The 22775-nt window shown below is 59.5% G+C and carries 25 protein-coding genes, 1 tRNA gene and 1 pseudogene; 9 read left to right on the top strand and 18 right to left on the bottom strand.

Features of this window, described 5'->3' with window-relative positions; translation table 11 throughout:
- Positions 1-73 precede the first annotated feature (73 nt).
- The 4 genes from purK to ppiB form a co-directional block, all read right to left on the bottom strand.
- On the bottom strand, positions 74-1141 hold the full coding sequence (purK, locus tag ACJ8KE_RS12415; RefSeq protein WP_442517250.1) for a 5-(carboxyamino)imidazole ribonucleotide synthase: 1068 nt from the start codon (positions 1139-1141) through the stop codon (positions 74-76).
- Positions 1138-1662 (bottom strand): 5-(carboxyamino)imidazole ribonucleotide mutase, encoded by a 525-nt coding sequence (gene purE, locus ACJ8KE_RS12410; RefSeq protein ID WP_016928802.1) that lies wholly within the window; start codon positions 1660-1662, stop codon positions 1138-1140. Before purE ends, purK begins: the two co-directional genes overlap by 4 nt.
- A 149-nt stretch (positions 1663-1811) precedes the next feature.
- Entirely contained in the window at positions 1812-2534 is a 723-nt protein-coding gene (locus ACJ8KE_RS12405; protein WP_016928801.1) for a UDP-2,3-diacylglucosamine diphosphatase, read from the bottom strand.
- Positions 2535-2544: 10 nt separating this feature from the next.
- A complete protein-coding gene (gene ppiB / locus ACJ8KE_RS12400) occupies positions 2545-3039 on the bottom strand; it encodes a peptidylprolyl isomerase B (RefSeq protein WP_016928800.1) in 495 nt (164 codons plus the stop codon).
- Between the two features lie 309 nt (positions 3040-3348).
- Here ppiB and cysS point away from each other — a divergent pair, with 309 nt between their 5' ends.
- The gene (gene cysS, locus ACJ8KE_RS12395) at positions 3349-4734 is read left to right on the top strand and encodes a cysteine--tRNA ligase (RefSeq protein ID WP_261420015.1); all 1386 of its coding nucleotides are present in this window, start codon (positions 3349-3351) and stop codon (positions 4732-4734) included.
- 58 nt (positions 4735-4792) lie between these two features.
- Here the strand turns inward: cysS and ybcJ are convergent, their stop codons facing one another.
- Together ybcJ and folD are read right to left on the bottom strand one after the other, a co-directional pair.
- Complete coding sequence (ybcJ, locus tag ACJ8KE_RS12390; RefSeq protein WP_015376914.1) at positions 4793-5005, bottom strand: ribosome-associated protein YbcJ; 213 nt, start codon at positions 5003-5005, stop codon at positions 4793-4795.
- A gap of 10 nt (positions 5006-5015) precedes the next feature.
- Positions 5016-5882: a bifunctional methylenetetrahydrofolate dehydrogenase/methenyltetrahydrofolate cyclohydrolase FolD gene (gene folD, locus ACJ8KE_RS12385; RefSeq protein ID WP_016928798.1), complete on the bottom strand. Its 867-nt coding sequence runs from the start codon at positions 5880-5882 to the stop codon at positions 5016-5018.
- Between the two features lie 205 nt (positions 5883-6087).
- Between folD and ACJ8KE_RS12380 the strand changes: the two genes are divergently transcribed.
- Complete coding sequence (locus tag ACJ8KE_RS12380) at positions 6088-6297, top strand: hypothetical protein (RefSeq protein WP_028128232.1); 210 nt, start codon at positions 6088-6090, stop codon at positions 6295-6297.
- 412 nt (positions 6298-6709) lie between these two features.
- A tRNA-Arg gene (locus ACJ8KE_RS12375) sits at positions 6710-6786 on the top strand.
- Between the two features lie 24 nt (positions 6787-6810).
- On the opposite strand, the pseudogene ACJ8KE_RS12370 reads toward ACJ8KE_RS12375, so the two are convergent.
- Positions 6811-7006: pseudogene (locus ACJ8KE_RS12370) on the bottom strand (tyrosine-type recombinase/integrase); the annotation flags it as partial.
- A 120-nt stretch (positions 7007-7126) separates the two neighbouring features.
- Positions 7127-7438 (bottom strand): MoaF-related domain-containing protein, encoded by a 312-nt coding sequence (locus ACJ8KE_RS12365; protein WP_016928796.1) that lies wholly within the window; start codon positions 7436-7438, stop codon positions 7127-7129.
- Between the two features lie 356 nt (positions 7439-7794).
- On the opposite strand from ACJ8KE_RS12365, the gene ACJ8KE_RS12360 reads away from it, so the two are divergent.
- From ACJ8KE_RS12360 to ACJ8KE_RS12345, 4 genes are all read left to right on the top strand, one after another.
- A complete protein-coding gene (locus tag ACJ8KE_RS12360; protein WP_016928795.1) occupies positions 7795-7938 on the top strand; it encodes a hypothetical protein in 144 nt (47 codons plus the stop codon).
- A 125-nt stretch (positions 7939-8063) separates the two neighbouring features.
- Complete coding sequence (locus ACJ8KE_RS12355) at positions 8064-9596, top strand: glycosyltransferase family 39 protein (protein ID WP_016928794.1); 1533 nt, start codon at positions 8064-8066, stop codon at positions 9594-9596.
- A 324-nt stretch (positions 9597-9920) separates the two neighbouring features.
- Positions 9921-10472, top strand: coding sequence for a flavodoxin family protein (locus ACJ8KE_RS12350; protein ID WP_004940045.1), 552 nt, complete (start codon positions 9921-9923; stop codon positions 10470-10472).
- A gap of 629 nt (positions 10473-11101) precedes the next feature.
- A complete protein-coding gene (locus ACJ8KE_RS12345) occupies positions 11102-12550 on the top strand; it encodes a sensor domain-containing diguanylate cyclase (RefSeq protein ID WP_033634293.1) in 1449 nt (482 codons plus the stop codon).
- Between the two features lie 24 nt (positions 12551-12574).
- On the opposite strand, the gene ACJ8KE_RS12340 is transcribed toward ACJ8KE_RS12345, so the two are convergent.
- A complete protein-coding gene (locus ACJ8KE_RS12340) occupies positions 12575-13054 on the bottom strand; it encodes a cold-shock protein (RefSeq protein WP_016928791.1) in 480 nt (159 codons plus the stop codon).
- Positions 13055-13220: 166 nt separating this feature from the next.
- Here ACJ8KE_RS12340 and ACJ8KE_RS12335 point away from each other — a divergent pair, with 166 nt between their 5' ends.
- Entirely contained in the window at positions 13221-13730 is a 510-nt protein-coding gene (locus ACJ8KE_RS12335) for a VOC family protein (RefSeq protein ID WP_016928790.1), read from the top strand.
- Between the two features lie 36 nt (positions 13731-13766).
- Here ACJ8KE_RS12335 and ACJ8KE_RS12330 read toward each other — a convergent pair whose 3' ends face one another.
- The 6 genes from ACJ8KE_RS12330 to ACJ8KE_RS12305 form a co-directional block, all read right to left on the bottom strand.
- The gene (locus ACJ8KE_RS12330; protein ID WP_015376924.1) at positions 13767-14594 is read right to left on the bottom strand and encodes an amino acid ABC transporter ATP-binding protein; all 828 of its coding nucleotides are present in this window, start codon (positions 14592-14594) and stop codon (positions 13767-13769) included.
- A gap of 9 nt (positions 14595-14603) precedes the next feature.
- Complete coding sequence (locus ACJ8KE_RS12325) at positions 14604-15491, bottom strand: amino acid ABC transporter permease (protein ID WP_004940038.1); 888 nt, start codon at positions 15489-15491, stop codon at positions 14604-14606.
- Between the two features lie 31 nt (positions 15492-15522).
- Positions 15523-16050, bottom strand: a complete 528-nt coding sequence (locus tag ACJ8KE_RS12320) for a GNAT family N-acetyltransferase (RefSeq protein WP_016928789.1) — start codon at positions 16048-16050, stop codon at positions 15523-15525.
- 9 nt (positions 16051-16059) lie between these two features.
- Entirely contained in the window at positions 16060-16980 is a 921-nt protein-coding gene (locus ACJ8KE_RS12315; protein WP_004940036.1) for an ABC transporter substrate-binding protein, read from the bottom strand.
- Between the two features lie 26 nt (positions 16981-17006).
- Complete coding sequence (locus tag ACJ8KE_RS12310) at positions 17007-18332, bottom strand: LLM class flavin-dependent oxidoreductase (RefSeq protein ID WP_416170446.1); 1326 nt, start codon at positions 18330-18332, stop codon at positions 17007-17009.
- Between the two features lie 189 nt (positions 18333-18521).
- Positions 18522-19685, bottom strand: coding sequence for a M20 peptidase aminoacylase family protein (locus ACJ8KE_RS12305; protein WP_016928786.1), 1164 nt, complete (start codon positions 19683-19685; stop codon positions 18522-18524).
- Between the two features lie 346 nt (positions 19686-20031).
- On the opposite strand from ACJ8KE_RS12305, the gene cspE reads away from it, so the two are divergent.
- A complete protein-coding gene (cspE, locus tag ACJ8KE_RS12300) occupies positions 20032-20241 on the top strand; it encodes a transcription antiterminator/RNA stability regulator CspE (protein ID WP_004940030.1) in 210 nt (69 codons plus the stop codon).
- 57 nt (positions 20242-20298) lie between these two features.
- On the opposite strand, the gene ACJ8KE_RS12295 is transcribed toward cspE, so the two are convergent.
- The 3 genes from ACJ8KE_RS12295 to crcB form a co-directional block, all read right to left on the bottom strand.
- Positions 20299-21489, bottom strand: a complete 1191-nt coding sequence (locus ACJ8KE_RS12295) for a multidrug effflux MFS transporter (protein ID WP_016928785.1) — start codon at positions 21487-21489, stop codon at positions 20299-20301.
- Between the two features lie 6 nt (positions 21490-21495).
- Positions 21496-22092, bottom strand: a complete 597-nt coding sequence (locus ACJ8KE_RS12290) for a TetR/AcrR family transcriptional regulator (protein ID WP_306376649.1) — start codon at positions 22090-22092, stop codon at positions 21496-21498.
- Positions 22093-22381: 289 nt separating this feature from the next.
- Positions 22382-22765, bottom strand: coding sequence for a fluoride efflux transporter CrcB (gene crcB, locus ACJ8KE_RS12285; protein WP_016928782.1), 384 nt, complete (start codon positions 22763-22765; stop codon positions 22382-22384).
- Positions 22766-22775 lie beyond the last annotated feature (10 nt).

Raw genomic sequence — 22775 nt, 5'->3', positions numbered from 1 at the left:
GCGGTTTAAAATTGTCGTCATAAAAAAGGGGTTAGCCTTGGGCTAACCCCTTTTACTTTCGGCGGCGTGAGCCTTAGGCCAGCTTCTGCTGCGCCCAGCCCAGCCCGCTTTGGTATTCGCCCGGCAGCAGCGGCGCCAGCGCCTGCAGCGCCTGGCGCAGATCGGCGGCGCTCGGGTCGTTCAGATTGAGGTGGCCGACCTTGCGGCCCGGGCGCACCTCTTTCTCATACCAGTGCAGATGCACCAGCGGCAGCGACAGCCACTGTTCGTTGACGGCGGTGCCGATCAGGTTGACCATCACCGACGGCGTGCTCACCACCGGCTGCGGCAGCGGCAGGCCGAGGATGGCGCGCAGGTGCAGCTCGAACTGGCTGATGGAGGCGCCGTTTTGCGTCCAGTGGCCGCTGTTGTGCACGCGCGGCGCCAGTTCGTTGATCAGCAGCCGATCGCCGACGATAAAGCACTCCATCGCCATCACGCCGACATAGTTCAGCTCGTTCAGGATCGCCGCCAGCATCTGCTCGGCCTGTTGCTGCAGCGCTGGATTGGGCTGCGGCAGCGCCACGCTGGCGCGCAGGATGCCGTCTTCATGCAGGTTATGGGTCAGCGGGTAGAATACCGAACGGCCGTCGTGGCCGCGCGCGCCCACCAGCGACACTTCGCCGGAGAAATTGATGCCTTGCTCGACGATGCACTCGCCATAGGCGTCGGCCGGCAGTTCGGCTTCCTGGCCCGGACGCAAGCGCCACTGGCCGCGGCCGTCATAGCCGCCGACCCGGCGTTTGACGATCGCCAGTTCGCCCAGCGCAGCGAATACCTGCGGCCATTCGGCGGCGCTCGCCAGCAGCTGCCACGGCGCGGTCGCCAGGCCGAGCTGGTCGAGCAGCTGTTTTTGCGTCAGGCGATCCGCCAGACGCGGGAAGATGTCGCGGTTGACGAAGGCGCTGTGGGTCGCCAGCTCGCGCGTCAGCGCGGTTTCCGGCCAGCGTTCTATCTCGGCGGTAATGACGCTGTTCTGATACGGCACCGCTTCAGGTTCGGCATCGATGCCGACAGGGTAGACGGCGATGCCCAGCGGTTCGCCGGCCTGGCGCAGCATGCGCCCCAGTTGGCCGTTGCCCAGTACGCAAACCGGCTTCATGCGTCCTCCCGCGGGTCGGGGTGGTTCAAGACGTCTTCGGTCTGCGCCTGACGCCAGTCCGCCAAACGCTGCGCCAGCGCGGCGTCGTGCAGCGCCAGGATCTGCATCGCCAGCAACCCGGCGTTGGCGGCGCCGGCTTTGCCGATCGCCAGCGTGCCCACCGGAATGCCGCGCGGCATCTGCACGATGGAGTAGAGGCTGTCCACGCCGCTCAGCGCGGCGCTTTGCACCGGCACGCCCAACACCGGCACCAGGGTTTTCGCCGCCAGCATGCCCGGCAGATGCGCCGCACCGCCGGCGCCGGCGATGATCACGTCAAAGCCGTTGGCGGCAGCCTGCTCGGCGAAGCTGAACAGCTTGTCCGGCGTGCGGTGAGCGGAAACGACTTCGACATGGAAGGGGACGTCGAGCTGGGTCAGGACTTCGGCAGCGAACTGCATGGTGGCCCAGTCACTTTTCGATCCCATTACAATTGCGATTTTCGCCCCGGTATTGGCGGCTGAAGCGGCGTTGGCTCCCATGGGTGTAAGGCTCCTGTGATTTGTCTGGCGTCGGCTGAGGGCCGAATGAGGGCGTAGAGCATACCATGAGCGCACGGCGAGGAAAACGGTTGCGTCGCCGGTTTTCACCGTCGAAAGCGCGAATTTTCACTCTCGCGCCAGTGCGGAATTCAGAATGGGAATGAGATCAGCTCGACGGCGTCGGCGCTGACTTTGATCATCGATCCTTCGACGTGCCAGGCGCCCAGCACCGCGCGATGGGCTTCGCCATTGCTCAGCGCCAGCCGGTGCACCGCCGGGCGATGGGTATGGCCGTGGATCATCCAGTGCACGTCGTGGCGCAGCATGGTTTGTTCGACCGCCTGCGGGTTGACGTCCATGATGGCGTCCGACTTGTACTGGTTGGATTGCTGGCTGCGGGCGCGCATCTTGGCGGCGATTTTCAGTCGCCAGCGCAGCGGCATCGCGAGGAACAGTTTTTGAATCAGCGGGTTGTGCACTTTACGGCGAAATTGCTGATAGGCTTGATCGTCGGTGCACAGGGTGTCGCCGTGCAGGATCAGGATCCTGCGGCCGTACAGCTCCAGCACTTTTTCTTCCGGCAGCAGCTGCATGCCGCTGGCGCGGGCGAAGCGCTTGCCGAGCAGAAAATCGCGGTTGCCGTGGATGAAATAGCAGGGCACGCCGGCCTGTTGCAGCGCTTTCAGCGCCGCGGCGATCTCCGCGTGCAGCGGCTCGGGATCGTCGTCGCCGATCCAGGCCTCAAACAGGTCGCCGAGGATGTACAGCGCGTCGGCGTGCATCGCTTCGCGCCGTAAAAAACGCAGAAAACCGGCAGTGATTGCCGGTTCCTGTGCGCACAAGTGCAGATCTGCGATGAACAGCGTACTCATGCAGCTGCGATTACTCGCTGACGGTCACGCTGTTGATGACGACGTCTTCTACCGGTACGTCCTGGTGCATGCCGCTGCGGCCGGTTTTCACGCCTTTGATCTTGTTGACCACGTCCATGCCTTCAACCACTTCAGCGAACACGCAGTAGCCCCAGCCCTGCACGTTTTCGCCGCGGAAGTTCAGGAAGTCGTTGTCAGCCACGTTGATGAAGAACTGTGCGGTGGCGGAGTGCGGATCGTTGGTACGCGCCATTGCCAGGGTGCCGATGGTGTTTTTCAGACCGTTGTTGGCTTCGTTCTTGATAGCCGCATTGGTCGCTTTCTGGTTCATGCCCGGCTCGAAACCGCCGCCCTGGATCATGAAGCCGTTGATCACACGGTGGAAGATGGTGTTGTCGTAGAAACCGGCGCGGCAGTAGTTCAGGAAGTTTTCAACGGTAACCGGCGCTTTGTCAGCAAAGGTCTTGATGACGATATCGCCGTGATTGGTGTGGAAAGTAACCATAGTTTTAATCCTAACAAGATGAAGTGAGACGCCACGTAAAGCGAGTGAACATTCAGACCGCCCTTATAACATATCCGCCCCGGCGAGTCAGCAGCGGGTCAACCGCGCACTGTCTGTGGTAATTGCTTTATTGTTATATTATAACAATTATGCCGGCGGCCGGATTTTACGCGTTTTCTTCGCGTGAAATCAGCAAAGCTTGGCCTTAACCTTGCAATAGATCAGGCTTCAGGTTTCAATACGCTACCGGGCGTAAAACCTGAAGCCCGGTTATCTTTTTTGTTATCACGCACACCACGGAATCTCCCGATGCTAAAGATTTTTAATACCCTGAGTCGTCAAAAAGAGGAATTCAAACCCATTCATGCCGGGAAAGTGGGCATGTACGTGTGCGGGGTAACCATCTATGACCTGTGTCACATCGGCCACGGTCGTACCTTTGTCGCTTTCGACGTGGTGGCGCGTTATCTGCGCTATCTCGGCTATTCGCTGAACTACGTGCGCAACGTCACCGACGTAGACGACAAAATCATTCGCCGCGCGGCGGAAAATCATGAGACTTGCGACCAACTGACCGAACGCATGCTGGCGGAAATGCACGCCGACTTCGACGCGCTGCTGATCGATCGTCCGGATCAAGAGCCGCGCGCGACCCAGCACATCGCCGAGATCATCGAGATCACGCAGCGTCTTATCGATCGCGATCACGCTTACGTGGCCAGCAACGGCGACGTGATGTTCTCCATCGACAGCGATCCGCAATACGGCCTGCTGTCGCGTCAGGATCTGGATCAGCTGCAGGCCGGCGCGCGCGTGGAGATCGACGACGTGAAGCGCAACCCGATGGACTTCGTGCTGTGGAAAATGTCCAAGCCGGGCGAGCCGAGCTGGCAGTCGCCGTGGGGGCCGGGCCGTCCGGGCTGGCACATCGAATGCTCCGCCATGAACTGCAAACAGCTGGGCACCCACTTCGACATCCACGGCGGCGGTTCCGATCTGATGTTCCCGCACCACGAGAACGAGATCGCGCAGTCGAGCTGCGCCCACGATGGCCCGTACGTCAATTACTGGATGCACTCCGGCATGGTGATGATCGACAAAGAGAAGATGTCCAAATCGCTCGATAACTTCTTCACCATCCGCGACGTGCTCGGCCATTACGATGCGGAGACGGTGCGTTACTTCCTGATGTCCGGCCACTATCGCAGCCAGCTGAACTACAGCGAAGAGAACCTCAAGCAGGCGCGCACCGCGCTGGAGCGCCTCTATACCGCGCTGCGTGGCACCGACGCCGATGCCGTGCCGGCCGGCGGCGAAGCGTTCGAAGCCCGCTTCCGCGAAGCGATGGACGACGACTTCAACACTCCGGAAGCCTACTCGGCGCTGTTCGATCTGGCCCGTGAGGTTAACCGCCTGAAGAGCGAAGACATGGCGGCGGCCAACGGCATGGCGGCGGAACTGCGCAAGCTGGCGAAAGTGCTCGGCCTGCTGCAGCAGGAGCCGGAGCAGTTCCTGCAAGGGGGCGCACAGGTTGACGACGGCGAAGTGGCGGAGATTGAAGCGCTGATCAAACAGCGTAACGAAGCGCGCGCCGCCAAGGACTGGGCGCTGGCGGACGCCGCTCGCGATCGGTTGAACGAGATTAACATCGTGCTGGAAGACGGCCCGCAGGGCACCACCTGGCGCCGTAAGTAAGCCGGCAGAAGGAAACAAAAAAGGCGCTGAATTCAGCGCCTTTTTCTATGGCTGCGGGTTAGGGTTTAACCATGACCTTGCCGCCGTTGAACTCCACCACCTGATCGGCGACGATCTTGCAGCGCTTGCGGGTTTCGACCTTGCCGTCGACTTTCACCAGCCCTTCGGCGATGACTTCTTTGGCGGCGCCGCCGCTTTCACACCAGCCCTGGAACTTCAGCAGATCGCACAGTTCGACGTGGGGATGATTGTCCAGATTGAAAATTTCCATACTGCCTTACTTATTTAGGTTGAACGTCGTGATATTCCTCGCAGGCCTGCAAGGTATTTTGGATCAGTGTAGCAACGGTCATCGGGCCAACGCCACCCGGCACCGGGGTGATGTAGGCAGCGCGCTCGCTGGCGGCGTCGAAATCGACATCGCCGACCACTTTACCGCTTTCCAGGCGGTTGATGCCGACGTCCACTACGATGGCGCCCGGTTTGATCCAGTCGCCCGGAATGAAGCCCGGTTTGCCGACCGCCACCACCAGCAGATCGGCGTTCTCGACGTGATGACGCAGATTCTTGGTGAAGCGGTGGGTGACGGTGGTGGTGCAGCCGGCCAGCAGCAGCTCCATGCTCATCGGGCGACCGACGATGTTGGACGCGCCGACCACCACGGCATTCAGGCCGTAGGTATCGATGTTATAACGCTCCAGCAGGGTGACGATGCCGCGCGGCGTGCACGGGCGCAGCTTGGGTGCGCGTTGGCACAGGCGACCGACGTTGTAGGGGTGGAAGCCGTCGACGTCTTTGTCCGGATGGATGCGCTCCAGCACCTTGACGTTATCGATGCCGGCCGGCAGCGGCAGCTGCACCAGAATGCCGTCGATTTCCGCGTCGGCGTTCAGCTGGTCGATCAACGCCAACAGCTCGGCTTCACTGGTGGCAGCGGGCAGGTCGTAGGAGCGGGAGAGGAAGCCGACTTCATCGCAGGCGCGGCGCTTGCTGGCGACGTAAATTTGCGAAGCCGGATTCTCGCCGACCAGCACAACCGCCAGCCCTGGGGCGCGCTTGCCGGCCGCCAGACGTTGTTTCACTTGCTCAGCCACTTCGTTTCTAACCTGCTGCGCAATCGTTTTACCATCAATAATCTTTGCTGACATCAGTGTGGAAATCCATCAATTAAGAAAAGCGGGGATGCCGCTATTCTGTCAGAAGCTGAGCGCGCTGTCAGGCGCAGAATCACCCTCGCCGCCGTTAGCGAGACCGATTTACGCTTTTTTTATGCCGACTTCAGGAACCTCTACGCCATTTTTACCGGCATTTGCATACGCTGGGGCCATACACAGGGCGAAAGAGGGCAGGATCATGAGAGCGATAACCCGGCTTTATCCGTTGCATCATCAGCCTGATCAGCAACCGGCGCAGCCTAAGCACGTTGGCGAAACGGTGTTCGATTCTTCGCTGCACCCGGCGGACGGCGCGCAGCTGACAGCGTTGCATCAGCTCGGCCGGCGCGAAGCGGCGCCGTCGTGGCGGGTACGCCTGAGCGCGCTGTGGCGGAAGCTGTGCGCATGAACGGCTGCGCATGGGTAGGCTGCACGCTATGGCTGCTTTGGGCGCCATGGAGCCAGGCTTCTTTAAACAGCGCGCGCCCTGACGCCGCATGGGTTGAAAGCGTGACGGCGACTTGCAACACACGGGTGATTGAGCATGCCGATTGGGGGGACATTGCCGCAGTGGTGCAGTCTACGCGCCTTTGTCTGCGGCGGGGCGGTGGGCGGCAAGAGGCTGAGCGCACGCCGATTTACGTAGGCGTTGGCCTGGTTCAGCATAACGGCGCCGGTTGACGAGAACCCTCGCCGCGCGGGCGCTGGCGGAAAAAACGCCATAAAGCACGGCCGCCGTCGTAACGTCATGAAAAGGCATTGACTCGCTAACCTCTGACCGTATAATCCCAACCCGCAGCCGCAGGTTGCCGCATCTCAATGCGCCCTTAGCTCAGTTGGATAGAGCAACGGCCTTCTAAGCCGTAGGTCATAGGTTCGAATCCTATAGGGCGTGCCATTAAGTATCAATGAGTTACGCATTTCATCCCGTCTTTCCAATTTCATCATAGGACAGATTTGGGACTAAACCTTCGAAAATCGCATCAATTTGCCTCGCATGCTCAGTGTGCAAGGTGAGCGTATCGCTGTACCATTCCTATGCTCTCCCAGTCGCCCATTTCTTGCAGTACCGAAAGTGGCACACCGGTCTGAAGCAATTTGCTTGCCCACGTATGCCGCTGTTTTTTGCGTCATGTGGGAGCGATATGAGAAAGTCATAAAAATGGCCACGCTAAAGGATAGGCTATTTGATAGAGCGGCAATTAATATGCGTAAAGGATTAAAGGCGCTGAAGTAAATTAAATCATTTTCCCTTCCATTACGTAAAAATCTCCACTCATCGTTGTGTAGTAAGCATAAGAAATGTTTTTTTCGAAATTATCGCAGTGAACAACGGTATTTTTATCGGACTCTTGCCAGGAAATCATGAAATAGCCGTCAGCCAATGAACGCCACTGGAAAGGCACATTCATAATGGTTCCGCGAAGTTCTCCGTTTAGAAACTCAACGGTAATGGTGTTTTCACTGGCATGGTAGGCGTTTTTAACTTCGAGACCATTGTCCATCTTGATGGTAAAAGATTGACCGGCATAAGGAAATTTTACAGCCATTGTCGCAACTCCTTTAATGTGTCGTAAAAGCGTCGGTGAAGCACGCTGCTATCCCGAATCACTCGTGCCTAAGACGGGAGTGAGGTCAGCCAACTGAGTGTTAAGCGGCTGGATAGGGCCAATAAATAGTAGAGAGGGCGCATCGGTGGAAAAAGGGACCGGCGGGCAATTCACTTTTCTCTTTTTGTTCATAAAGAGGACGGGCGGCTGGTTACTGTTCACTGCGGGGACAGTGGGGTTTAAGTGACGGGTCTTTGCCAGGCACCGAACGCGGTCACAGGAAACGGCAAGCGGCATTGAACCTTCGTTTAGTTTGTCACGCTACAATAGGTGAAAATTTCCCCATGGAGCCTATCGTGCGCAAATCCAGATTCCTGCTCGTGACCTTGCTGTGCCTGTGCGCCGCCGCCGTGCTGTACGTTATGGCATATCGGGCACTGGGGCATTACCTCAGCGACGGCGAGAAGGCCTACCCGGATATCAGCGTTGAAATTCGCTGAGGGCCGTGCGCCCTGAAGGGGACTGCGCCGAATTTTTCGCACTGATTTACCCGCCATTTACCCGCCGTCGGCAATGATGACGCTGCGTCTCCACATTGTGTGGTTCTTTTGGGCGGAATGCGGTTATGTCACTGCAGCAGGCATCGAATGTTTCTTTGAGCAACAACGGCTTAAAGGGCATCGGTTACAAACATTATGCGTTGGCGATCGTGGCGTTTTCGGCGCTCGTACGGTCTATTTCCTTAACGGACAGGTATTTTTGGTGCGATGAAGCCTCCAGCGTGCTGACCAGCCGTTACGATGTGGGCGCTTTGCTCTATCACGCTTCCTTCGATGTTCACCCGCCGTTTTATTACCTGCTGCTGCATGGCTGGATGGCGCTGTTTGGCGACGGCATTCTGGCGGCCCGCTCGCTGAGTCTGGTGTTCGGCGTGATGACGGTGGCGCTGGCGATGCGCTTTACCCGTTGGCTGGCCAATGAGCGGGCGGCGCTGATCGCGGGATGGCTGATGGCGATCATGCCGATGGCGGTGCGCTACAGCCAGGAGGCGCGCATGTATGCGCTGATGGGGCTGCTGGCGATCGCCGCCGCCATGGCGTTGGCGAAGTGGCTGAAAACGCCGGATAACCGCCGTTATCTGGCGCTGTATGCGTTAGTGATGACGCTAAGCTTTTATACCCATTACTTCACGATTTTCACGCTGATCGCTCACTGGATGGTGCTGCTGGCGCTGTCGTGCCGCCGCGAAGGCGAACGTTACATCAAACGGCCGGCGTGGTGGTTGGCCAATGCGGCGATCGGGATGGCCTACATTCCCTGGCTGCTGGCGCTGTTCAATCTGCTGGCGCATATCGCCGAACTGCGGGTCGGCGGCGACGTCGGTTGGATCCCTCGGGTTTCCTGGGGCGATCTGCCCGCGATGTATTGGCGTTTTCTCACTGGGCATGATGGCAGCAACTATCCCATGGCCATTCTCTGGCTGTTGCCGGCGATGTTTGTCGCGTTGTGTTCATTGCTGCTGTGGCGGCGGGAGACGCCGAGAACATTCTCTCTGTTGTTGCTTGGCGGGATTCTGATCCCGGTGACGCTGGTCTTCGCCATTTCCTGGCGCTCGCCGCTGTTTGTCGATCGCTACCTCTATTCGGCCGCGCTCGGCATCCCGTTGGTGTTGGGTGTGCTGATCGCCAGAACGAAAAGCCGAGTGCGCGGGATCTCTTTGCTGCTGTTCTTCAGTTTGTTGTTCGGTTGCGGTGTGCGTAACGATTACCCGGTCGAGAAAGATGAGTTCAAGGTGATGGTGCACTACATCAACAGCCACTATCAGCTCAACGATGCGGTGGTGGTCAGCAACATGTTCAACTACCTGAGTTATGTGTATTACAACAAGAAGGGTTATCGCGCCTTGCTGTACACGCCGGCCAGGCCCAACGGCATCTCGGGTAAGCCCAATGCCTATGGTTTCGGTACCTTTTTCCACGATCGGGCGGCGCAGACCTACGTCGATAAGCTCAGCGCCTTATCGAAAGGCCATCGCCGGATTTGGCTGGTCAGCGGCGGCGATTTCAACCAGGACTTCGGCCGTTCGCCGCCGGGTTGGGTCAACACCGCTACCTTCAAGAGCGGCGGTTTTGAGTCGCGCCTGTTCGTGGTGCGTTGAGTAAAATGTCATATTTCCCATTCGGCGTTACATCTGGCTGAGCAAACTTACGCGGGGATGACAGTTCTATACATTGAGATTGGTACTGTAGCTCTACCCGATGATGTTGTGTGTTATCCATTCCCTGTAGTGTATTACCCCATCCCTGTTAAGTTTATCCCGCCTTGTGCGGGATTTTTTTTATCTGCGCATGCCTGGCGGGGTAACGCGATTTTTTTGAATAACACCGTCAGTTTTATTCGGTATTCAGTCGCTGCGCGCTTGATTAGATTGAACGCGAGAGGGGCGCCGTCGGCGCCTTTGTGCAATGAGTGGAGAATTTCTATGGCGAAGACAGTAGTGGTGTTTCATTCCGGCTACGGCCATACCGAGCGTTTGGCGAAAGTGGTGGCGGAAGGCGCCGGGGCGGAATTGATCGCCATCGATCAGAACGGCGATATCAGCGACGAAGCCTGGCAGACGCTGGATGAGGCGGACGCCATCATCTTTGGCTCGCCGACCTATATGGGCGGCCCATCCTGGCAGTTCAAGAAATTCGCCGACGCCAGCTCCAAAGCCTGGTTCGGCCGCAAGTGGCAAGACAAAGTGTTCGGCGGCTTTACCAACAGCGCCAGCCTGAACGGCGACAAGCAGGTGACGCTGATCGCACTGCAGACGCTGGCTTCGCAACATGGCGGCCTGTGGGTCAGCCTGGGGCTGCTGCCGGCCAACACCAAATCGGCGCAGCGCACCGACGTCAATAACCTGGGCGGTTCGGTGGGGCTGCTGGTGCAGACCCCGGCGGATGCCGGCGTGGATGAGATGCTGTCGGGCGATCTGGCGACCGCCAAGCTCTATGGTCAGCGCGTGGCGGGCTTTGCCGCCAAACTGGCGTAATACCTATCGCGTAGATGGGACGGCGGTGCGGTTGAACGGATGCCGCGTTCATTTTCTCTGCACAATTGGCGTGTAATCTGCGAAATGTTATTAGCCTGCTTGGGCTAACACTGCATTTCGTACAAATATTCCCGGTTCCTAGGCCGGGTTTTTTGTTGCTAAGGTCTGCTTAAGCTTTCGCCGCTATACTGCGCGTCAGCATGGTCATGCAATGCATGGCCGTGTCGTAACTGTCGATTTGCTGTTGTTCAAGCAAGCCCGCTTCATGCGGGCTTTTTTTGGGTTGTTATTGCACAGGCGGCCCAGTTGCAGGAAAATAATCGCGCAGTGATTCAAACATCATTTAATGACCAATAACCATAAACTTATTAATGTAATTAACGCTGTCGGCGGCCTATTACGCCATGCGCTATGCTGACAGCAGAGTAGGTATTATTTGCTGACGCTATGCGGGGGGGCCCGCCGCGGCCGCCTCAGGCTAAGAAAAGTCTGTTAATTAAATGTTAATGTTTTTTATTATTGATTTGTCTGGCTTTTTTGGTTGAAATTCGGATTGACTATCCCTCACTGGCCGGGCGAGCGAGTATGCACATTATTATTCTGGTTATTAGCAAAATATGGGCGAGGCGATGAACGCCAGAATAAACGCCAGGCATGGCCTGCCGCTAACGGTTCAGCTGATCAATCTTTTCATGCTGGCCTTTTTACTTTCCCTGGTGGGTATTCTTAGCCGGCCAATTGGCTCGCTTTCCTTATTTTGGCCGGTGAATGCGATTCTGCTCGGTCTGCTGCTGCGCAAACCCATTTACGCCACGCCGCTCGGCTGGCTTACCACCTATCTGGGCATGATAGTCGCCGATCTCATTACCGGCGAAGGCTGGTCCTTGGCGCTGTGGCTGAACGCCTGCAACATGTCGCTGATCGCCGTCGGTTACGGCATCATGCTGATGCTGCCCCAATCTCAACGGCGCATGGGCAAGCCCCAGGCGATACTCTATATGTTCAGCGCCAGTTTGGCCGGCGCGGCGGTGGCGTCGACGCTGTCGGTGCTGCGTAATGACAGCCTCTATAACAACACGGTGGTGATCGCCTGGCTGGCCTGGTTCAGTGAGCAGTTCTCGACGACCTTGCTGCTGTTGCCGGTGCTGATGGCGGCGCCGCGGCTGAAGCAACTGTTGCGCATGCAGGTGCGTTGGCGTTTGCAAGGTTGCCTGCCGCTGCTGGCGCTGCTGCTGTCGCTGGTGTTCAGCGTCTATATCGGCGGGCCGGGTGCTATCGCCTTCCCGATCCCGGCGCTGCTGTGGTGCGCGGTGCGCTACCAGCTGTTCCCCGTGACGTTGCTGACGCTATTGACCGGCATGACCGAGATCAGCAGCATTTCCGCCAACCTGATGCTGTATGAAACGCCGAACAACCACAACGCCTTCCTCGATACGCTGATGTCCGCCCGACTGGGCATCGCCATGCTGGTGATGGGGCCGCTGATCCTCGCCAGCTCTATCGCCGCCAACCGCAAGCTGATGCGGCGTCTGGAGCACAGCGCCAACCACGATTTTTTGACCGGCGTGCTGGCGCGCAGCGCGATGACGCGTAAAGCGGGCGAGCTGCTGGAGCATAAACATCGCTCCAAAGAGGCGGTGTCGCTGTTGCTGATCGACATTGATCATTTCAAGCAGATCAACGATACGCACGGCCACAGCGCCGGCGATCAGGTTTTGGCGTCGTTTGCGCACATCGTGCGGCGCGAGCTGCGGCACGATCAGCTGTTCGGCCGCCTGGGCGGGGAAGAGTTCGCCATCATGCTGCCGCGCGCGTTGGCGGCGCAGGGCGTGGCGTTGGGGGAACATTTGCGCCGGCTGGTGGAGCAGACGGCGCTGCAGGTGGAAGGCAAGCAGACGTTGAAAATCACCATCAGCGTCGGCGTCGCCAGCCTGGCGATGAACGAAGTGAAATCGCTGGAGCAACTGATGAACATGGCGGATATCGCGCTGTATCGCGCCAAATCGCAGGGGCGTAATCGGGTGGAGTCGTTCAACGTGGTGAACGGCAACAGCGTCGAGCATATCCTGTTCCGTTAGGGCTCGACGCCGGGCAACCGTTGCTTACAGGCTTTTCAGCGCCTTGATGGTTTCATCCATGTCGATCTCGTGCTCGGAGAAGGTATGGGTGGTGTTCTGGAAAGTGGTGATGGTCAGCATGCGCAGCGTTTGCATGGCCTGTGCCTGCTCTTCTGACTGCGGGCGAATGCGATTCATCAGCAGGCCGACCGACAGCACGGTGTTCTCTTTATCCACATCGGCTTTGACCGGCACTTCCTTGGTGAAGGTATTGAAAGACTTGATGCTGGTGATCTTGATTCTTTCATTGGCGATGATGATGTATTTGCTGGGCGCCAACACTTTGACCGCATAAGCCGACGGACCTTTGGTGTTATTGGTCGGTTCGAAGGTCACCGCCGCGTTTTTCTTAATCAGCTCCGGATTCTGCACTTTAATCACGTGAAAATAACGATTTTCTCCGTTCTCGTCGGTAATAAAGCCGAAGCCTTTGTCTTCAAAAAAAGTCGTTATCTTGCCGTTCATCGCTATTCTCACAAAAGGGATCAATACAGCGCTTATGATAGCGCGGAATGCCTTGCAGCGACAGATTGCGCGGGCGGCATTTAGTCATGCGATAACGGCATTTAGCGGCTTTCTCCCCACATGCTATGTTCATGCTGACTTCATTCAATGCGAAAAAGGAATATCGATGGGCATCAAACGTCTCAATCACGCCGTGCTGTATGTCAGCGACGTGCGGCAGAGCGCCGACTTTTATCATCAGGTCTTGGGCTTCAAGCTGAAGCCGTCCGACAGCCCCGACCGGGCGGTATTTACCCAGGCCGCCGATTCGGACAACGATCACGATTTGGCGCTGTTCAGCAAGAATCTGGGCCAGCAGCGCGCCGGGGTGTTTCGCGCCAACAACGAGCCGCCGGCAGAGCATGAGCCACCGGCCGGGCTGTACCATCTGGCCTGGGAAGTGGACAGTCTGGAAGAGCTGGAGCGCATTCGTCACCAGCTGGCCGAACGCGGCATTCTCGGGCTGGAAGAGGATCACGGCGTACACAAAAGCATTTATGGCCACGATCCGGACGGACTGCTGTTTGAGGTGACCTGGTTTATTCCGCCGGCGCTGCTGACCGAAGAGGATAAAAACCGGCAGGGAATTCGCCCGCTGGATTTCGCCGCCGAGAAGCGGCGTTTCGCCGGCCTGTAAGCGGATCAGGTGCGGGGCGCCGCGGCGCCCCGACGATCACAGCACTTTGTTGAGGAAGTTAACGGTGCGCGGGTGCTGCGGCTGAGCCAGCACCTGCCTGGCGTCGCCCTGTTCGACGATCTGCCCGTCGACCATAAACACCACCCGATCCGCCGCTTCGCGCGCAAAGCCGATTTCATGCGTGACTACCACCAGCGTGACGCCCAGATCCGCCAATCCCTTAATCACGTCCAGCACTTCGCCGACCAGCTCGGGATCGAGCGCGGAGGTCGGCTCATCGAACAGGATCACCTTCGGGTTCAGCGCCAGCGCGCGCGCGATGGCGATGCGCTGCTGCTGGCCACCGGAGAGGTGGCGCGGGTAGGCATCCGCCTTGTGGCGCAGCCCGACGGTATCCAGAAGTTCATAGGCCACCGCCTTCGCCCGTTCGCGGGAGTGAATTTTGTGCACCACCGGCGCTTCGATGATGTTTTCCAGCACCGTCAGGTGCGGGAACAGGTTGAAGTTTTGGAACACGTAGCCGACGTTGATGCGCTGCCGGAGAATGGCCTTTTCCTTCAGCTCGTACAGCCGGTTGCCCTTGCGGCGGTAACCGACGTAGTCGCCGTCGATGCGGATAAAGCCTTCGTCCACGCGCTCCAGATGGTTGATCGCCCGCAGCAGCGTCGATTTGCCGGAGCCGGAAGGCCCGAGGATCACGGTTACGGTGCCCGGCTGCAGCGTCAGGCTGACGTCGTCCAGCGCCTTGTGTTTGCCGAAAAACTTGCTGACGTTGCTGATTTCGATCAGGCCGCGCGCCGGCACCGGGGTGAGATTGCGCGCCGGCTGTTCGGGCAAGGCGTAATAATCAATGGCTTCAGACATGCGGGTCTCCTAACGTTTTAGCCAGCCGGCCAGTTTCTGCCAGGGCGTCGGCGGCAGTTCGCGCACCGCGCCCCGAGCAAAATAGCGCTCGATGTAGTATTGGATCACCGACAGCGCGGTGGTGATGAACAGATACCAGACGGTGGCGACCATCAGCAGCGGTATCACCTGCTGAGTGCGGTTATAGATCACCTGGATGGTGTAAAACAGCTCCGGCAGCGCCAGCACGTAAACGATCGAGGTGCCTTTCGCCAGGCTGATGATCTCGTTGAAGCCGGTCGGAATAATGGAGCGCAGCGCCTGCGGCAGAATAATGCGGAAGGTGCGGCGATAGCCCGGCAGGCCCAGAGCCGCCGCCGCCTCGTGCTGGCCGTAATCCACGCCCAGAATACCGCCGCGGATGATCTCGGCGGTGTAGGCGGACTGCACCAGCGTCAGGCCCAGCACCGCCACGGCGAACTGGCCGAGGATGTCGATGGTCGGGTAACTGGCGAACACCACCGAGGTAAAGGGAATGCCCAGCGAGATGGCGTCGTACAGATAGGAAAAGTTATACAGGATGATCAGCACCAGGATCAGCGGCAGCGAGCGAAACAGCCAGATATACCCCCAGGCCAGCGACGCCAACAGGTAAGAGCGCGACAGCCGCGCCAGCGCCAGCAGGGTGCCGAACAGGATGCTGAACAACGTGCCGAGCAGCGTCAGCAGCAGGGTCTGTCCCAGCCCCGCCAGCACCGCCGGGGCGAAGAACCACTCGGCGAACACGCCCCATTCCCAGCGCGCGTTGCCCGCCACCGATTGCACGATGGCGGCCAGAATAAACAGCGAGAACAGGGCGCCGATCAGCCGCAGCGGATAGCGGGCGGGCACCACTTTCAAGACTTCTTGTTTGGACATGTCATGTCTCCTGACTACAGATAAAGGGGGTTTAGGCGATTTTCCTTTCTGACGCGCAACAACACGCGTCCTCTGCAATCAGGCTTTTGCGGAACGGCAGGCGGCCATCGTAGGGCGGGCGGCTGTAAACCTCGCTGTCAACGGTGGGATCGAACTGCGGCTGGTAACCGTTGCTCAGGTACAGGCCCACCGCTTCGGGCTGGCGAAAGCCGGTGGTCAGGTAGAGCCGGCGATACCCCTGCGCCAGCGCCAGCGTTTCCAACTGCTGCAACACCCGCTGCGCCAGGCCCTGGCGGCGCAGATCGCCCCGGGTCCAGATGCGCTTCAGCTCGGCGGTTTGCCCGTCATAGCGTTTGAAGGCGCCCATGGCGATCGGCGCACCGGCGCGCAGCAGCACGATGAAGGCGCCCTGCGGCGGCGCGTACAGGTCCAGCGGTTCCGGTTCCTGGTCACCAAAATAGTCGCCGTAGCGCTGACGATATTCGCCGAACAGCCCCTCGATCACCGGGGCGATCAGCGGATCGGTCGGCAGCGTCTGAATGAAAGTGTCTTGCGTCATCGCACGCTCCTAATCGCCCAGGCCGGGCGGGTTGATTTCCGACTGCGCAAGGCGTTCGACGCTCTCGCCCCAGCGGTTGAGCACCTGATCGTACTGTCCGCCGCGGATCGCGCCGTTCAGCGCTTCATTCACCGCCTGCACCAGGCCATTGCCTTTACGGGTGGTGACGGCGATGTGCGCCGCCTTGGGCCAGCCGCCTTCCACCGTGCCCGCCAGCCGGGTGCGGCCGTTCAACGCCGCCTTATAGGCGCCCAGCACGTTCGGCCCGAAGTAGGCATCGGCCCGGCCGGACTGGATCGCCAGCGTGGCGGCCGCATCGTCGGTCACGTAGATCGGCTGGAAGGGTTTGAGCCCCTGTTGCCGATTCTGTTTGTCCCACGCCAGCAAAATTGCTTCCTGATTGGTGCCGGAGCCGACGATGATCTTTAATCCGGCGATATCGGCAGGCTGTTTGATCGTTGCGATCTTGCCGCCGGTTTTGACGTAAAAGCCGAGCGAGTCGATGCGGTAGGTGGCGAAGTCGAAGCGGGTTTTGCGTTCTTTGGTCACGGTGACGTTGGTGATGGCCGCGTCATACTTGCCGGAAACTACCCCCAGCGGCCAGTCTTCCCACGAGGTTTGCACTACGTTCAGCTCCAGGCCCAGGCTGTCGGCCACCAGTTGCGCGATATCCACTTCACTGCCGATAAGCCGCCGGTTGTCGGCGGCGAACAGCGCCAGCGGCGGCGTGTTGAGCGCGGCGATTGCAACGGTGAATTGGCCCGGCTTCACGAAGTGGAAATCGGCCGGCAATTTGGCGATCGCCTGCGGGTTTTTCGGCGCGTGGATCGGGGTTTCATTGGCCTGTAAATCGATGCCGGTGCCCGCTTGCGCGGCGCCGGTCAGGCTCAGCAAGGCCGCCACGAGGGCGGCGGTAACGGTTTTTTGCATAGCGGGTATCCCTGACAGCGTTCTTATTATTGGGTGAATCTGTTCAACGGGCGCGTCAGGCCCAGGTGCTCGCGCAGCGTGTCGCCATGGTACGCCCGGCGGAACAGGCCACGTTGTTGCAGGATGGGCACCACCCGATCGACGAAGTGGCCGAAGGCGTTGGGCGTGCCGCCGCTGATGATGAAGCCGTCGGCGGCTTCGCCGTCGAACCAGCGTTGCAGGCCGTCCGCCACCGCTTCCGGCGTGCCGCTGAACGCCGGGCGCGGCGAAGCGGCTTCCAGCGCCACCTGGCGCAGCGTGAGGTTCCGCTCGCGGGCATTGCGCTTGATGGCGTCGGTGGTGCTGCGGAAGCTGTTTTGCCCCAGATCGCCGATGTCCGGGAAGGGGGCGTCCAATGGGTGGCGGGAAAAGTCGTAATGTTCGAAGTAGCGGCCAAGATAGTTGAGGGCGTTCTCGATGCTGACCAGGCGGGCGGTCTCCTGGTATTGGCGCTCGACGTCCGCGTCGTCGTCGCCGACGATCACGCTGACGCCCTGGAAGATGCGCAGGTCGTCCGGCTCGCGCCCCTGTTCCACCAGTTGCCGCTTCACGTCCTGATAAAAATCCTGCGCCTGCTCCAGCGTGTCGTGATGGGTGAAGATCGCATCGGCGTGTTGGGCCGCCAGCCGTTTGCCGTCTTCAGAGGCGCCGGCCTGGAACAGGATCGGGCGGCCCTGCGGCGTGCGACCGATGTTCAACGGCCCCTGCACCGAGAAGAACTCCCCCTGGTGATTGAGGGTGTGCAGCTTCCCGGCCCTGAAAAATTCGCCGCTGGCTTTATTGCGCACGAAGGCATCGTCTTCCCAGGAGTCCCACAGCCCTTTGGCGACGTCGAGAAACTCACCGGCAATGCGGTAACGCAGGCTGTGTTCTGGGTGTTCTTTGCGCGAGAAGTTTTTGGCCGAGCCTTCCAGCGGCGACGTCACCACGTTCCAGCCGGCTCGGCCGTTGCTCAGGTGGTCGAGGCTGGCGAACTGACGGGCGACGGTGAACGGATCGCTGTAAGAGGTGGAAAGGGTGCCCACCAGGCCGATTTTATCGGTGGCGGCGGACAGCGCGGCCAGCAGGGTGAGCGGTTCGAAACGATTAAGAAAATGGGGAATGGACTTTTCGTTGATATATAACCCATCGGCGACAAACACGAAATCGAATTTCCCCTGTTCGGCTTTTTTCGCCGAGGTGATATTAAATTCGAGGTTGATGCTGGCGTCGGCGGTGGCATCCGGGTGGCGCCAGGCGGACATATTTCCCGATGCGCCGTGCAGAATGGCGCCCAGCCGTAATTGCCGTTGATTATTCGCGTTGTCGCTCATCGTGATTATCCTGTCATGCGCCGCAAAGGCGCGCGGTGTCTGATGTGTCCACTATTGATGAGCGGCAACGGGATGTAAAACAACAAAACAGCATATTCAAATGTTGAAAACTGCAAATATCACGGCGAGCGAAAATAATAATCCCCGGCGCGGCATCTGCGGCGTCGGGGAAATACTCTTTCACGTTATTCAGGCGTTGCTGAGGGCTTTTTCTGGCGCGGTAGTGAGCTGTTGCAGCGTGCGTTCCGCCAGCAGTGTGAAATATTGTGCGGCGGGGAACAGGGCGCGTTCATCGGGGTTGAAACGCGGATGATGCAGGCCGAATTCGCTGGCGGAGCCGATGCTGACGAATACGCCCGGCACATGATGCAGATACAGCGCGAAATCTTCACCCCCCATTTGCAGCTCCGCCTCTTCGACCCGGTAGCCGGCCTCGGCGGCGACGGTTTTGCTGAACGCCGCCCAATGGGCGTCGTTGATCACCGCCGGCGGCCCCGGCTGCCAGTGGAGTTCTGCCTGCGCGCCCAGCGCGGCGGCAACGCCGTCGATCACCTGGCGAATTTTGTCCGGCACCTGGCGGCGCACCGCGTCGCTGTGGGTGCGCACCGTGCCTTCAAGCTCGACGGTTTGCGGCAGCACGTTCCAGGTATTGCCGCCTTCGATGCGCGTCACGCTCACCACCAGCGATTCCAGCGAGCTGAAGCTGCGGCTGGGCAGCGTCTGCAGCGCGCCGACGATCTGGCTGGCGGTGACGATGGTATCGACGCCCTGTTCCGGTTTGGCGGCGTGGGCGCCTTTGCCGGTGATGCTGATCTGGAAGCGATCGACGTTGGCATAGAACGGCCCGGCGCGGGTGGCGAAGGTGCCGGTGGGCAGCTCCGGCGCGTTATGCAGGCCAAATACCGCCGCGACGTTATCCAGCGCGCCGGCGTCGATCAGGTGCCGGGCGCCGTTGAAGGTCTCTTCCGCCGGTTGGAAGAAGATGCGCACCGTGCCGGGCAGCTCGGCCTCACGCGCTTTGAGCAGGTACGCGGCGCCGAGCATCACCGAGGTGTGAAAGTCGTGGCCGCAGGCGTGCATCACGCCGCTGTTTTGCGAGCTGAAGGGCACGTCGGCGATTTCGTCGATCGGCAGGGCGTCAATGTCGCCGCGCAGGGCGATGATCGGCCCTTTGCCGCTGCCGATCTCCGCCACGACGCCGGTTTTCAGCGCCAACGGCAGAATACGAATGCCCGCCTCTTGCAGCCAGCGGGTCAGCCGGGCGGTGGTGGCGAATTCGTGATTGGAAAGCTCCGGGTTTTGGTGCAGCTCACGCCGATAGGCGATGATCTTTTCTGCCAACTGGCTGGTCATAGGCTTGGCTCACAGTGGGAAATAAACCCTAACCCTAGTGCAGGGGGCGCAGAAGCAAAAAGACCATCTGGTTATATTTCATAGCGATTGCGTCTGCATGGGGGCGTCAACGCTGGGGTCAGCGGGCGGGTTTGGGCGTTCGCGCGTTGTTCGCCGGCGCAGGGAGAGGATTGGCCTGGAACGGTAACGTATCGCAACCGGTGCAATGCATTTACACCGGGCAACACGGATTTTTTCACTCTTTATCGGATTTCTGTGATCGCGGTGGTGGACAAAATCCTGCCTGCTTGCTGTACTGTAATCGACACAGGTTTTGTGTCTTTCATTCACGTTAAAGGTAAGTTTGATGTCTAAGATTAAAGGTAGCGTTAAGTGGTTTAATGAATCCAAAGGCTTCGGTTTCATTACTCCGGAAGATGGTAGCAAGGACGTTTTCGTTCACTTTTCTGCCATCGTTAGCAATGGTTTCAAAACGCTTGCTGAAGGCCAGCGTGTAGAGTTTGAAATCACGAACGGTGCCAAAGGCCCATCTGCCGCTAACGTTACTGCTATCTAAGCTGCGTAGCTGAATTTCTTAAAACCCGCTCATTGAGCGGGTTTTTTATTGGGCGCGTTATGCGTCGCTGCGGCGGGCCAACAGGTTGAACAGCAGGATGGCGATGGCGTAACAGCCGACGATGGTCAGCGCCATCGACAGGCCCGAAGTGCCGCCCAGCCCGGTGAGCGGCACGGCGCAGGCCCCAAGGGCGAACATGCACACGCCGATCAAGGCCGAGGCGCTGCCCGCTTTGTCCCCCTGGCTTTGCATCGCCAGTGAAGAGGCGGTCGGGCCGACGATGCCGATCACCGCCACCGAGAAGAACAGCGGCACCAGCAACACGGCCAGCGGCGCATGCAGCGCGGCGGCCAACAGCAGCAACAACGACGCGACGGCCGCCAGCGTTAACCCGCCCCTCAATACCCGGCGTTCCCCCCAACGTGAACTGAGACGGCTGGCCAGTTGCGCCGCAATGATCAGCCCGACGCCGTTAATGGCGAAGCACAGGCTGAACATCTGCGGGCTGAGGCCGTAGATCTGCTGCAAGACGAAAGGCGAAGCGCCGATATAGGCGAACATGCCGGCCATCACGAAGCCCTGTGTCAGGCACAGGCCCATGAAATAGCGCTGGGTCAGCAACCCGCCGAGCGACATCAGCATCGCCAGGATACCGCCCTGGCTGCGGCGCTCGACCGGCAGGGATTCGCGCAGCTTCAACGCCGACAGGCTGAACAGCAGTACGGCGATGGCCGCCAGCACGCCGAAGATACCGCGCCAGTTCATCACCTGCAGCATGACGCCGCCCAGCACCGGCGCGACGATCGGCGCCAGGCCGTTGACCAGCATCAGCAGGGCGAAGAAGCGGGTCAGTTCATGGCCGGCGTACAGATCGCGGGCAATGGCGCGGGAAATCACCGCGCCGCCGGCGCCGGCGATGCCCTGCAGCAGGCGGGCGATCAGCAGCTGGTCGATGGTGGGCGCCAGCGCGCACCACAGCGAAGCGCCGAGCAGCAGGATCAGCGACAGCAACAGCGGGCGCATACGGCCCAGCTTGTCGCTGTAAGGGCCAAAAATCAGCTGGCCGACGCCCAGGCCGAGCAGCCCGGCGGTCAGACTGAGCTGTGCGGCGGCGGTAGAGGTATTCAGCTCGCCCGCCATTTCCGGCAGGGCGGGCAGATAGAGATCGGTGCACAGCGGCCCCAGCGCGGCCAGCAGGCCAAGCACGACGGCGTACACCAGACGTTGTCTGGCTAAGTGTTTGGTCATGGGAGATTAAAATTTCCTGAACAGGTGAGAAATGGCCTGCTGATACAGATCGCGCAGCAGGGACGCATCGGCTTTTTGCGTGGTAAGGATACGGTAACCGGTGCCTTCGCTCATGACGGCGATAAACTCCACCCGCGCGGCGATCTCCTCCGCGCTGAAATGGGGATACAGCCGCTGCAGATTATGGCACACGTGGCGAAACAGCCGCGCTTCCGCATCGCTGAGCATTTTGGCCACCACCGGGTTGCGCGTGGCCTCGGCGGTCACTTCCAGCATCAGCATGTGATCGGTTTCGCTCTCGCCCGGCTGCTGAAACAGCGTGCGCTCGGCCAACGTGCCGGCGATCAGGTTGATGTGATCGCCAAGGTTTTCCAGCCGCTGCATCTTGTTGGTGATGATGCGGTTGACGATCTCTTCGATAATCGCGTCTTTATTGGCGAAATAGCGATAGATTTGCCCGACGCTGAGCTGCGAGCCCTGGGCGATCTCCGCCATGCTGGCGGCGTGGAAGCCGTGGCGGCGAAAGCTGGTTTTCGCCGCTTCGACGATCTGATCGCGGCGAGCCTGCACTTTGGCCTGTTTACTGTCGTTGGGGGGGAGCATCTGCCCGATCCTTTGCTACGCGTGAGCCGGGTTCACATTTTTGAGTGTGAACGTTCATTCTCAATTGTAGTGTAAACGGCCGGAAAGACGCAAGATGAACGCGTGCTGCGGGGAAAAGGCGCTTATGTGAACAGGTAGGATTTGATAAAGGCGGCGACGATCAGGACGCACAGCGCAACGGCAATCGCTTCGGCGGCGGTTTTCGGCAGGCTAAACATAGCGGTTTCTCATCCAGTCAGGGGTACTGGATGAGATTATGCGCATGCAAGATTAAGGAAACATTAAGGGCTTAGCGCCCGTTGAGCCACATCACCAGCATAAAGGCCAGCAGCGTCATCGCCAGCGAGCCGGCCAGGTTGAGCAGCATGTTGGCCAGCGCCCAGCCGAAGCGGCCATCCTGCATCAGGTATACCACCTCCAGCGAAAAGGTGGAGAAGGTGGTCAGGCCGCCGCAGAACCCGGTGGTGATCAGTAATTTCCAGGTGGGATCCAGATGCGTCATGCGGGTGAAAATCGCCATCGCCAGGCCGATGATAAAACCGCCGATCAGATTGACCATCAGCGTACCGAGCGGAATGTGGGCGTTCAGCGGATTCATTTTCATGCTTACCGCCCAGCGCAAAACGCTGCCGACGCCGCCGCCGATAAATACGGCCAGTAAAGAGCTCAACATGGGGCAACTA

Source organism: Serratia sp. CY56464 (assembly GCF_052168435.1).
Lineage (GTDB): Bacteria > Pseudomonadota > Gammaproteobacteria > Enterobacterales > Enterobacteriaceae > Serratia > Serratia marcescens.
The sequence above is the reverse complement of the archived record's forward strand: the minus strand, read 5'-3'. Positions and strand labels throughout refer to the sequence as shown.

Excerpts from the sequence above, each read along its gene's own strand:
- purK (WP_442517250.1), bottom strand. The coding sequence starts at position 1,141 with ATGAAGCCGGTTTGCGTACTGGGCAACGGCCAACTGGGGCGCATGCTG.
- purE (WP_016928802.1), bottom strand. The coding sequence starts at position 1,662 with ATGGGAGCCAACGCCGCTTCAGCCGCCAATACCGGGGCGAAAATCGCA.
- ACJ8KE_RS12405 (WP_016928801.1), bottom strand. The coding sequence starts at position 2,534 with ATGAGTACGCTGTTCATCGCAGATCTGCACTTGTGCGCACAGGAACCG.
- ppiB (WP_016928800.1), bottom strand. The coding sequence starts at position 3,039 with ATGGTTACTTTCCACACCAATCACGGCGATATCGTCATCAAGACCTTT.
- cysS (WP_261420015.1), top strand. The coding sequence starts at position 3,349 with ATGCTAAAGATTTTTAATACCCTGAGTCGTCAAAAAGAGGAATTCAAA.
- ybcJ (WP_015376914.1), bottom strand. The coding sequence starts at position 5,005 with ATGGAAATTTTCAATCTGGACAATCATCCCCACGTCGAACTGTGCGAT.
- folD (WP_016928798.1), bottom strand. The coding sequence starts at position 5,882 with ATGTCAGCAAAGATTATTGATGGTAAAACGATTGCGCAGCAGGTTAGA.
- ACJ8KE_RS12380 (WP_028128232.1), top strand. The coding sequence starts at position 6,088 with ATGAGAGCGATAACCCGGCTTTATCCGTTGCATCATCAGCCTGATCAG.
- ACJ8KE_RS12365 (WP_016928796.1), bottom strand. The coding sequence starts at position 7,438 with ATGGCTGTAAAATTTCCTTATGCCGGTCAATCTTTTACCATCAAGATG.
- ACJ8KE_RS12355 (WP_016928794.1), top strand. The coding sequence starts at position 8,064 with ATGTCACTGCAGCAGGCATCGAATGTTTCTTTGAGCAACAACGGCTTA.
- ACJ8KE_RS12350 (WP_004940045.1), top strand. The coding sequence starts at position 9,921 with ATGGCGAAGACAGTAGTGGTGTTTCATTCCGGCTACGGCCATACCGAG.
- ACJ8KE_RS12345 (WP_033634293.1), top strand. The coding sequence starts at position 11,102 with ATGAACGCCAGAATAAACGCCAGGCATGGCCTGCCGCTAACGGTTCAG.
- ACJ8KE_RS12340 (WP_016928791.1), bottom strand. The coding sequence starts at position 13,054 with ATGAACGGCAAGATAACGACTTTTTTTGAAGACAAAGGCTTCGGCTTT.
- ACJ8KE_RS12335 (WP_016928790.1), top strand. The coding sequence starts at position 13,221 with ATGGGCATCAAACGTCTCAATCACGCCGTGCTGTATGTCAGCGACGTG.
- ACJ8KE_RS12330 (WP_015376924.1), bottom strand. The coding sequence starts at position 14,594 with ATGTCTGAAGCCATTGATTATTACGCCTTGCCCGAACAGCCGGCGCGC.
- ACJ8KE_RS12325 (WP_004940038.1), bottom strand. The coding sequence starts at position 15,491 with ATGTCCAAACAAGAAGTCTTGAAAGTGGTGCCCGCCCGCTATCCGCTG.
- ACJ8KE_RS12320 (WP_016928789.1), bottom strand. The coding sequence starts at position 16,050 with ATGACGCAAGACACTTTCATTCAGACGCTGCCGACCGATCCGCTGATC.
- ACJ8KE_RS12315 (WP_004940036.1), bottom strand. The coding sequence starts at position 16,980 with ATGCAAAAAACCGTTACCGCCGCCCTCGTGGCGGCCTTGCTGAGCCTG.
- ACJ8KE_RS12310 (WP_416170446.1), bottom strand. The coding sequence starts at position 18,332 with ATGAGCGACAACGCGAATAATCAACGGCAATTACGGCTGGGCGCCATT.
- ACJ8KE_RS12305 (WP_016928786.1), bottom strand. The coding sequence starts at position 19,685 with ATGACCAGCCAGTTGGCAGAAAAGATCATCGCCTATCGGCGTGAGCTG.
- cspE (WP_004940030.1), top strand. The coding sequence starts at position 20,032 with ATGTCTAAGATTAAAGGTAGCGTTAAGTGGTTTAATGAATCCAAAGGC.
- ACJ8KE_RS12295 (WP_016928785.1), bottom strand. The coding sequence starts at position 21,489 with ATGACCAAACACTTAGCCAGACAACGTCTGGTGTACGCCGTCGTGCTT.
- ACJ8KE_RS12290 (WP_306376649.1), bottom strand. The coding sequence starts at position 22,092 with ATGCTCCCCCCCAACGACAGTAAACAGGCCAAAGTGCAGGCTCGCCGC.
- crcB (WP_016928782.1), bottom strand. The coding sequence starts at position 22,765 with ATGTTGAGCTCTTTACTGGCCGTATTTATCGGCGGCGGCGTCGGCAGC.